This window comes from Alcaligenes endophyticus (genome assembly GCF_026344035.1).
GTDB classification, from domain to species: Bacteria; Pseudomonadota; Gammaproteobacteria; order Burkholderiales; family Burkholderiaceae_B; genus Alcaligenes; species Alcaligenes endophyticus.
Map to the genome: position 1 here is coordinate 1 of NZ_JAPKND010000016.1, position 2,060 is coordinate 2,060.

Here is a 2,060-nt window from a genome sequence, read left to right on the forward strand (position 1 = left end):
GAAAAACAGCTAGCCCAACGGGGTTAACTGCGGTGGAAACACCAATGCTCTTTAACAATATAACAGCCAATGAGTGTGGGCACTTGGAATGCGTGAGTCGAATCCCTTTATGGGATCGCCACAAAGTTAGAATCAAGTGCTCATACTGAAAAATGAAGATGAATTTACCTTGTGTAAATCTCGGAATTTTTCTTTGAGAACACAATCGGTCTCGTCGCAAGACGGGACAACCACAGAGATTAAACTGAAGAGTTTGATCCTGGCTCAGATTGAACGCTAGCGGGATGCTTTACACATGCAAGTCGAACGGCAGCACGAAAGAGCTTGCTCTTTTGGTGGCGAGTGGCGGACGGGTGAGTAATGTATCGGAACGTGCCCAGTAGCGGGGGATAACTACTCGAAAGAGTAGCTAATACCGCATACGCCCTACGGGGGAAAGGGGGGGATTCTTCGGAACCTCTCACTATTGGAGCGGCCGATATCGGATTAGCTAGTTGGTGGGGTAAAGGCTCACCAAGGCAACGATCCGTAGCTGGTTTGAGAGGACGACCAGCCACACTGGGACTGAGACACGGCCCAGACTCCTACGGGAGGCAGCAGTGGGGAATTTTGGACAATGGGGGAAACCCTGATCCAGCCATCCCGCGTGTATGATGAAGGCCTTCGGGTTGTAAAGTACTTTTGGCAGAGAAGAAAAGGCGCTTCCTAATACGAGGCGCTGCTGACGGTATCTGCAGAATAAGCACCGGCTAACTACGTGCCAGCAGCCGCGGTAATACGTAGGGTGCAAGCGTTAATCGGAATTACTGGGCGTAAAGCGTGTGTAGGCGGTTCGGAAAGAAAGATGTGAAATCCCAGGGCTCAACCTTGGAACTGCATTTTTAACTGCCGAGCTAGAGTATGTCAGAGGGGGGTAGAATTCCACGTGTAGCAGTGAAATGCGTAGAGATGTGGAGGAATACCGATGGCGAAGGCAGCCCCCTGGGATAATACTGACGCTCAGACACGAAAGCGTGGGGAGCAAACAGGATTAGATACCCTGGTAGTCCACGCCCTAAACGATGTCAACTAGCTGTTGGGGCCAATAGGCCTTAGTAGCGCAGCTAACGCGTGAAGTTGACCGCCTGGGGAGTACGGTCGCAAGATTAAAACTCAAAGGAATTGACGGGGACCCGCACAAGCGGTGGATGATGTGGATTAATTCGATGCAACGCGAAAAACCTTACCTACCCTTGACATGTCTGGAAAGTCTAAGAGATTAGACCGTGCTCGCAAGAGAACCAGAACACAGGTGCTGCATGGCTGTCGTCAGCTCGTGTCGTGAGATGTTGGGTTAAGTCCCGCAACGAGCGCAACCCTTGTCATTAGTTGCTACGCAAGAGCACTCTAATGAGACTGCCGGTGACAAACCGGAGGAAGGTGGGGATGACGTCAAGTCCTCATGGCCCTTATGGGTAGGGCTTCACACGTCATACAATGGTCAGGACAGAGGGTCGCCAACCCGCGAGGGGGAGCCAATCCCAGAAACCTGATCGTAGTCCGGATCGCAGTCTGCAACTCGACTGCGTGAAGTCGGAATCGCTAGTAATCGCGGATCAGAATGTCGCGGTGAATACGTTCCCGGGTCTTGTACACACCGCCCGTCACACCATGGGAGTGGGTTCCACCAGAAGTAGGTAGCCTAACCGTAAGGAGGGCGCTTACCACGGTGGGATTCATGACTGGGGTGAAGTCGTAACAAGGTAGCCGTATCGGAAGGTGCGGCTGGATCACCTCCTTTCAGAGCGAAGACTCGCAAAGCGAAAGTGTCCACACTGATTGGCTGTTAACAACGTCATGACCAAAATGGGTAGTACCCACTGGTAACAGAAGGGGTCAGTAGCTCAGTCGGTTAGAGCACCGTCTTGATAAGGCGGGGGTCGCTGGTTCGATTCCAGCTTGACCCACCAACGAATACCTGTCGGGGGATTAGCTCAGCTGGGAGAGCACCTGCTTTGCAAGCAGGGGGTCGTCGGTTCGATCCCGTCATCCTCCACCACCGCTTTATATGGGTGGTTCGT

The 2,060-nt window shown here is 52.6% G+C and carries 2 tRNA genes and 1 rRNA gene; all 3 read left to right on the top strand.

What is annotated here, in order from left to right:
* The first annotated feature begins 241 nt into the window (after positions 1 to 241).
* The 3 genes from OSH01_RS16435 to OSH01_RS16445 all read left to right on the top strand — a co-directional run bounded on the left by OSH01_RS16435 (position 242) and on the right by OSH01_RS16445 (position 2,038).
* Positions 242 to 1,780, top strand: a 16S ribosomal RNA gene (locus OSH01_RS16435).
* A 92-nt stretch (positions 1,781 to 1,872) separates the two neighbouring features.
* Positions 1,873 to 1,949, top strand: a tRNA-Ile gene (locus OSH01_RS16440).
* 13 nt (positions 1,950 to 1,962) lie between these two features.
* Positions 1,963 to 2,038, top strand: a tRNA-Ala gene (locus OSH01_RS16445).
* Positions 2,039 to 2,060 lie beyond the last annotated feature (22 nt).